General features: G+C 61.7%; 1 protein-coding gene and 1 pseudogene. Both read right to left on the bottom strand.

The window, feature by feature from the left end:
* Positions 1–112: 112 nt before the first annotated feature.
* Entirely contained in the window at positions 113–628 is a 516-nt protein-coding gene (locus ACP7AU_RS17745; RefSeq protein ID WP_426038430.1) for a GNAT family acetyltransferase, read from the bottom strand.
* Between the two features lie 138 nt (positions 629–766).
* Positions 767–872, bottom strand: a pseudogene (locus ACP7AU_RS17740) (IS5/IS1182 family transposase); the annotation flags it as partial.

Raw genomic sequence — 872 nt, 5'->3', positions numbered from 1 at the left:
AAGAACGCCCACTCCGCATCCGACATCAAACCACGAACCATGGCTGCTCTCCGCAAAGAACAGCCTTGAATCAGCGATCAGCTGATTTGGGAATCCACTTTGTCCACATCACCTAGTGGGGTGAGCGCTTTACCGAAGCCTTGTGAGCATCTTCCTCCTGTTTGGCGGCCTCGTCGCCGTCGCCGACCTTTTCCTCAACGCTGGCTGAGAAGCGCTGGTAGACGCCCAGCCCCACGAGTACGAGGACCGAGACCAGAACCAGGGCGGTGGGATAGCCCAGCAGAGCGACATCGCTGCGCGCGGTCTTGAACACTACCACCAGCCCCTCGAGGAAAAGGGCGATGACGATGGTGGAAAGGAACTTCGTCAGAGAGCGCCGGGCCACGGCGGCTCCGCGCTTTTCATGATCGCCGGTGACCTCCTCCTCAAACATGTATTTGGCCACGTCGAAGACGGCGATGGCGACGATGACATAGCCCAGAGCCGCCAAAATGGCGTCGCCGGCCGCGTCGACGGATCCACTACCGGCCTTGGTCAGTTCCATCAGGCCCACGCCCATCAGGCCGAAAGCCAGAAGCAGGAGCACAAGGCTGGTGGCCCCGAAGACAAGGCGGGAGATGAAGGTCATGGGACGCGTCCTCGCCTGCTTTCGCCAGACGCCGTCCAAGAGCGGCTAAGCCTGAAATGGGAAAACGCCCGCACCCCGATCACGTTGCCCGGCTTGACAAGATGACGCTGCTTCATCGGAAGAGCCTAGGCTCAGGACTCATAGCCAGAAGAGCACGGTCGCCGCGAGGGCGATGGCGGACAGGAAGACGGTCGGGCATCGATCGTAGCGGGTGGCGACGCGCCGCCAGTCTTTGAGCCTGCCG

The organism is Brevundimonas sp. SL161 (assembly GCF_049896985.1).
Classification (GTDB): Bacteria; Pseudomonadota; Alphaproteobacteria; order Caulobacterales; family Caulobacteraceae; genus Brevundimonas.
Note: the sequence above shows the minus strand (reverse complement) of the source record. Positions and strands in the feature narration are given on the sequence as shown.

Coding starts and splice junctions, on each gene's coding strand:
- ACP7AU_RS17745 (WP_426038430.1), bottom strand. CDS start 628: ATGACCTTCATCTCCCGCCTTGTCTTCGGGGCCACCAGCCTTGTGCTC.